Origin of the sequence: Kineococcus indalonis (genome assembly GCF_009906395.1) — a bacterium.
GTDB classification, from domain to species: Bacteria; Actinomycetota; Actinomycetes; order Actinomycetales; family Kineococcaceae; genus Kineococcus; species Kineococcus indalonis.
Map to the genome: position 1 here is coordinate 1 of NZ_JAAALM010000241.1, position 5,925 is coordinate 5,925.

The 5,925-nt window shown below is 77.6% G+C and carries 8 protein-coding genes; 7 read left to right on the forward strand and 1 reads right to left on the reverse strand.

Translation table 11 applies throughout. The annotated features are described in order from the left end of the window. Positions 1-99 precede the first annotated feature (99 nt). The 6 genes from GTR00_RS12485 (at position 100) to GTR00_RS12510 (ending at position 4,659) form a co-directional block, all read left to right on the forward strand. Positions 100-1,074: a Ppx/GppA phosphatase family protein gene (locus GTR00_RS12485; protein WP_166611943.1), complete on the forward strand. Its 975-nt coding sequence runs from the start codon at positions 100-102 to the stop codon at positions 1,072-1,074. A gap of 10 nt (positions 1,075-1,084) precedes the next feature. Then, positions 1,085-1,909: a sugar phosphate isomerase/epimerase family protein gene (locus tag GTR00_RS12490; RefSeq protein ID WP_166611944.1), complete on the forward strand. Its 825-nt coding sequence runs from the start codon at positions 1,085-1,087 to the stop codon at positions 1,907-1,909. Positions 1,910-1,986: 77 nt separating this feature from the next. Further along, the gene (proC, locus tag GTR00_RS12495) at positions 1,987-2,778 is read left to right on the forward strand and encodes a pyrroline-5-carboxylate reductase (RefSeq protein WP_166611948.1); all 792 of its coding nucleotides are present in this window, start codon (positions 1,987-1,989) and stop codon (positions 2,776-2,778) included. A 66-nt stretch (positions 2,779-2,844) separates the two neighbouring features. Continuing rightward, positions 2,845-4,044, forward strand: a complete 1,200-nt coding sequence (locus tag GTR00_RS12500) for an acetoin utilization protein AcuC (RefSeq protein ID WP_323132440.1) — start codon at positions 2,845-2,847, stop codon at positions 4,042-4,044. Between the two features lie 167 nt (positions 4,045-4,211). Next, a complete protein-coding gene (locus GTR00_RS12505) occupies positions 4,212-4,412 on the forward strand; it encodes a helix-turn-helix domain-containing protein (protein ID WP_166611945.1) in 201 nt (66 codons plus the stop codon). A gap of 148 nt (positions 4,413-4,560) precedes the next feature. Then, positions 4,561-4,659 (forward strand): 30S ribosomal protein bS22, encoded by a 99-nt coding sequence (locus GTR00_RS12510; protein WP_012085056.1) that lies wholly within the window; start codon positions 4,561-4,563, stop codon positions 4,657-4,659. Positions 4,660-4,762: 103 nt separating this feature from the next. On the opposite strand, the gene GTR00_RS12515 is transcribed toward GTR00_RS12510, so the two are convergent. After that, positions 4,763-5,554: an HAD family hydrolase gene (locus GTR00_RS12515; protein ID WP_166611946.1), complete on the reverse strand. Its 792-nt coding sequence runs from the start codon at positions 5,552-5,554 to the stop codon at positions 4,763-4,765. A gap of 65 nt (positions 5,555-5,619) precedes the next feature. Between GTR00_RS12515 and GTR00_RS12520 the strand changes: the two genes are divergently transcribed. Beyond that, the gene (locus GTR00_RS12520) at positions 5,620-5,904 is read left to right on the forward strand and encodes a glutaredoxin family protein (protein ID WP_166611947.1); all 285 of its coding nucleotides are present in this window, start codon (positions 5,620-5,622) and stop codon (positions 5,902-5,904) included. Positions 5,905-5,925 lie beyond the last annotated feature (21 nt).

Below are 5,925 nucleotides of genomic sequence, written 5' to 3' on the forward strand. Positions count from 1 at the left end.
GTGGCGCACCGCACGAGGGTAAGCGCGCCGCGCGGGTGCCCGCGGCGCTCCCGGGCGGGCGGTGCGGGCGGTGCCCGGGAGTCCAATACGCTCGCGACCATGCGGCTGGGCGTCCTCGACGTGGGTTCCAACACCGTCCACCTCCTCGTGGTGGACGCCCACCCGGGCGCGCACCCGCTGGCGGCGGACTCCACCCGGCGCCTGCTGCGCCTGGCCGAGCACCTCGACGGCGCCGGCGCGGTCAACGCCAGGGGCGTCGCCGGCCTGACCGACGCCGTCGACGAGGCCGCCCGCGCGGCCGAGGACGCCGGCGTGGAGGAGCTGCTGGCCTTCGCCACCTCCGCCCTGCGCGAGGCCACCAACGGCGAGCAGGTGCTCGCCCACGTCGCCGAGCGCACCGGCGTGCGCCTGGAGGTGCTGCCGGGCACCGCCGAGGCGGACCTGACGTTCCTGGCGGTGCGCCGCTGGTACGGCTGGTCGGCCGGGCGGCTGCTCGTGCTGGACATCGGCGGCGGCTCCCTGGAGGTCGCCGCCGGGCTGGACGAGGCGCCCGACGTGTCCTTCTCCCTGCCGCTGGGCGCCGGCCGGCTCACCCGCGACCGCCTGCCCGGCGACCCGCCCTCGAAGGAGGCGGTGCGCGAGGTGCGCCGCTACGTGCGCCAGCAGATCGCCGCCCGGGTGCGCGACGTCACCCGCGCCGGCGCCCCGGACGCGGTGGTCGTCACCAGCAAGACGTTCCGCAGCCTGGCCCGCCTGTGCGGCGCCGCGCCCAGCGCCGAGGGCCCGCGGGTGCGCCGGGTGCTGCGCCGCGCCGACCTCAGCGCCCGCGTGCCCGAGCTGGCCGCCATGACGTGCGCGCAGCGCGCCCAGCTGCCCGGCGTGGCCGTCGAGCGCGCCCCGCAGCTGCTGGCCGGCGCCCTGGTCGCCGAGGCCGCCTTCGAGCTGTTCGGCGTGGAGGAGGCGCTCGTGGGCCCCTGGGCGCTGCGCGAGGGCGTCATCCTGCGCCGGCTGGACGCCATCGGCGCCGAGCGCGGTGCCGCGCCGGGAGCGCGCGCGGCCGCGGGCGCGCTCTAGGTTGGACGCCATGGACCTCCAGCACGGCGGGCCGCTCCCCGTGGGGCTGTCGACCTCCTGCTCCTACCCGGAGTCGACGACCGCGGCGTTCGAGATCGCCGCCCGCCTGGGCTACGACGGCGTCGAGGTCATGGTGTGGACCGACCCGGTCAGCCAGGACGCCGCCGCCCTGCAGCGCCTCGTCGACCACTACGGCGTGCCGGTCGTCTCGATCCACGCCCCCACGCTGCTGCTGACCCAGCGCATCTGGGGCCGCGGCGACCCGTGGGGCAAGGTCGAGAAGTCCTGCGAGCTGGCCGCCGACCTGGGCGCCCCCACCGTCGTGGTGCACCCGCCGTTCCGCTGGCAGCGCGAGTACGCCGCCGGCTTCGTGGACGGGGTGCGCGAGCTGGAGCGCTCCTCGGGCGTGACCCTGGCGGTGGAGAACATGTTCCCCTGGCGCGCGCGCGGCCGGGAGGTCGTCGCCTACGCGCCCGGCTGGGACCCCACGGAGGTGGACTACCGCCACCTCACCCTGGACCTCTCGCACGCCGCGACGAGCGGGCTGGACTCCCTGGAGCTGGCGCGCTCCTTCGGCGACCGCCTGGCGCACGTGCACCTGTGCGACGGCTCCGGCTCCATCAAGGACGAGCACCTCGTGCCCGGCGACGGCGCCCAGCCGTGCGCGGAGGTCCTGCAGCACCTGGTGGGCAGCGGGTTCACCGGCGGGGTGGTCGCCGAGGTGAACACCCGCAAGGCCCGCGGGCGCGCCGCGCGCGAGCGCGAGCTGGCCCGCACGCTGGAGTTCGCCCGCCGCCACCTGGCGCCGGCACCCGTGGGGGAGGGCACCGCGTGAGCGACCCCGTGGGCGATCCCGTGGGCGACCCGGCGGGCGAGCCCGGGGCGGCCCGGGTCCCCCGCTCGCACGGCCCGCTGGCCCTGGTGGGCGCCGGCGTGATGGGGCAGACGCTGCTGGGCGGGCTGCTGCGCGCCGGCCGCAGCCCCGCCGACGTCCTCGTCGTGGACCGCCGCGCCGGTCGCGGCGCCGAGCTGCACGAGCGCTTCGGCGTGCGCGTGGTCGACGACCCGGCCGCCGTGCGCGGCGCGGCCACCGTCGTGGTGGCCGTCAAGCCGCAGGACCTCGCCGACCTGCTGGACTCCCTGGCCCCGCACCTGGCGCCCGGCGCCCTGCTCGTCTCGCTGGCCGCCGGGGTGACGACCGCCGCGATCGAGGCGCGCCTGCCCGCCGGCACGGCCGTGGTGCGGGTCATGCCCAACACCCCCTCGCTGGTGGACGAGGGCATGGCCGCGCTCGCCGGCGGCAGCGCCTGCGCGGACGCCGACCTCGCCGAGGCCGAGGACCTGCTGCGCTCGTGCGGGCGCACGGTGGTGCTGCCGGAGAAGCACCTGGACGCGGTGACCGCGCTGTCCGGCTCCGGCCCGGCGTACGTGTTCTACGTGGTGGAGGCCATGGTCGAGGCGGGCGTGCTGCTGGGGCTGCCGCGCGCCACGGCCACGGAGCTCGTCGTGCAGACCGTCGTGGGGGCCGGCGCGATGCTGCGCGAGACCGGCCAGCACCCCACGGTGCTGCGCGAGCAGGTGACCTCCCCGGCGGGCACGACGGCCGCGGCCCTGCGCCAGCTGGACGAGTCCGGGGTGCGCGCGGCGCTGGTGTCGGCCGTCGAGGCCGCCTGGGCGCGCTCGCGGCAGCTGTCGGGGAGCTGAGGCGGTGGTTAGGGTGCCCGGGTGCTCCCCGCCAGCCCCGCGCCGCGCACCGCACCGGAGCCCGCGGTGACCCCGCCCCCGGAGCCCGACACGGTCCAGGTCGTGTGGGACCCGGTCTTCAACCGCTACGACTTCGGCCGCTGGCACCCCATGGCGCCGGTGCGGCTGGACCTGACGGCCCGCCTGTGCGGGGCGCTGGGCCTGTTCTCCGCGCCGGGGGTGCGGGTGGTCTCGGCCCGCCCGGCCGACGACGACCTGCTGCGCACGGTGCACGACCCGGAGTACGTGCGCGCGGTGCAGGCGGCCTCGGCCGACCCGCGCGACGCGCAGGAGGTCTTCGGCCTGGGCACCGAGGACGACCCGGCCTTCCCCGGCATGCACGAGGCGGCCGCGCGCATCGTGGGCGGCTCGGTGGACCTGGGCCGGGCGGTGCTGGACGGGCGCGCGCTGCACGGGGTGAACTTCTGCGGCGGCATGCACCACGCCAAGCCGGGCTGCGCGAGCGGGTTCTGCGTCTACAACGACGCGGCCGCGGCGGTGCGGGCGGCGCTGGACGACGGCGCGCAGCGGGTGGCGTACGTGGACCTGGACTGCCACCACGGCGACGGCACCGAGGCGGTGTTCTGGGACGAGCCGCGGGTGCTGACGATCAGCGTGCACGAGTCGGGCACGACGCTCTTCCCGGGCACGGGCTTCGCGGACGAGCTGGGCGGGCCGGGGGCGCTGGGCTCGGCGGTGAACCTGGCGCTGCCGGCGGGCACCCGGGACGCCGGGTGGCTGCGCGCGGTGCACTCGGTGGTGCCGCAGCTGGTGTCCGCCTTCGCCCCGGACCTGCTGGTGACCCAGCACGGCTGCGACACCCACGCGCTGGACCCGCTGGGGCACCTGGTGCTCTCCCTGGACGCGCAGCGGGTGGCGGCGGCCTCGATGCACGCGCTGGCGCACTCGGCGGCCGGCGGGCGCTGGCTGGCGCTGGGCGGCGGGGGCTACGAGGTGGTGGACGTGGTGCCGCGCACCTGGGCGCACCTGGTGGCGGAGGCGGCGCACCGGCCGCTGGAGCCGTCGACGCCGCTGCCCCCGGAGTGGCGGGCGCACGTGGAGGAGTCCACCGGCCGGGAGGCGCCGCGCTCGATGACGGACGGCGCCAGCGGGGCGTTCCAGGACTGGTCCTCCGGCTACGACCCGGACGACCCGGTGGACCGGGCGGTGCTGGCGACGCGGCGGGCGGCCTTCCCCCTGCACGGCCTGGACCCGGACTTCGACTGAGCGTAGCCAGCAGTCACAGAGCGCTCAGGTCACTCAGTGTGACACTTCGGACACGCATCTCTTCCACAGGCGTCACGTCTGCCCCTACAGTGGTGAGCGGGACGCCCCCCGCTCCCCCGTCCGGGAGGGCGGCGGGCCGCTGGCGCGAGGTGGAAGGTGCTGTGGGGATGCCTGAGGACCGTCCGCTGTCCGACGTCCGGTTCCTGACCGTGGCCGAGGTGGCGTCGATGATGCGCGTGTCGAAGATGACCGTCTACCGGCTCGTGCACAACGGCGACCTGCCCGCCGTGCGCGTCGGCCGCTCCTTCCGCGTCCCCGAGGACGCGGTGCACGAGTACCTGCGCCAGGCCTTCATCGACACCGCCTGAGCACCCCGTGCCCGCACCGCCGCTCCCCCGCCCGGGCCGGGCGGGGGAGCGGGCGCGGCGCGGCGCCCCCGCGGACCGCTACCATGGGGAAGGTTTGCCGCGTCAGCGGCTGGACGCGAGAATCCCCTGTCGAGTGAGCGAGGACCCCTTGGGCTCTGTCATCAAGAAGCGCCGCAAGCGCATGGCGAAGAAGAAGCACCGCAAGCTGCTCCGCCGCACGCGCCACCAGCGCCGCAACAAGAAGTGAGCTGAGCGCGACTGCTCGCACGGGCGGGTCCCCACCGGGGGCCCGCCCGTCCGCGTACCGGGCCACCGGGCCGCCCCGCGATCAGCCCGCGATCAGCCCGCGATCAGCCCGCGCGGCGCACCAGGCCCGCCAGCGCCAGCACCGCCGCGCCCGCCGCCCCGGCCGTGCCCGCCCGCGCCGTCCAGCGCGCCGCGCGCCGCCAGTGGCCGAACTCGCGCACCTCCCAGCCGTTGCGCAGCGCGTGCCGGCGCAGCGCGCGGTCCGGGTTCACCGCCACCGGCCAGCCCACCATCGACAGCAGCGGCAGGTCGTTCGCCGAGTCCGAGTAGGCCGCGCACCGCGCCAGGTCCCACCCCGCGCGCTCCGCCAGCGCCCGCACCGCCGCCGCCTTCGCCGCCCCGTGCACCGGCTCGCCCACCAGGCGCCCCGTGTACGTGCCTTCCACGCTCTCGGCCACCGTGCCCAGCGCCCCCGTCAGGCCCAGCCGGCGCGCCACCACGTCCGCCAGCTCCACCGGCGCCGCCGTCACCAGCCACACCGGCGCCCCCTGCCCCAGGTGCCGGTCCGCCAGCACCCGCACCCCCGGGCGCACCTTGGCCTCCACGTGCTCGTCGTACACCTCCTCGCCGATCGCGCGGATCTCCGCCGTGGAGTGCCCCGCCACGAACGCCAGCGCCAGCTCGCGCACCTCCAGCAGGTGCCCGTGCACCTCCCCGCGCAGCGCGAAGTGCACCGCGCGCCGGGCGAAGCCGCGCAGCTCGCGCGAGGAGAAGAAGCCGCGCGCGTGCAGGCCGCGCGCGAAGTAGAAGAGGGACGCGCCGCGGACCACCGTGTTGTCGAGGTCGAAGAAGGCGGCGACGCACGGGTCGGGCGCCGTCACCCGGGCAGCTGCCACTCCCGCATCGTAGGCCGACGCCGCGCTGCGCGGGGTGCGCGCCCGGGCCCGGCGCGGGGGGCAGGATGGGCGGCGTGGAGAGCACGGGGCGGGCGCGGGTCGTGCTGGTCTCGCGCGCGGGGTGCCACCTGTGCGACGAGGGGCGCGAGGTGGTGCGCCGGGTGGCCGAGGCCACCGGCACGGCGTGGGCCGAGGTGGACGTCGACGCCGACCCCGAGGCCGTGCGCCGCTGGTCGGACCGGGTGCCGGTGGTGCTCGTGGACGGCGTCGAGCGCGACTTCGGCCGGCTGGACGCCGGCCGGCTCACCGACGCGCTGGCCGGCCGGCGGTGGTGGCGCCGGCGGCGCTGAGGCGCCGGGGCGGCCGGGGGG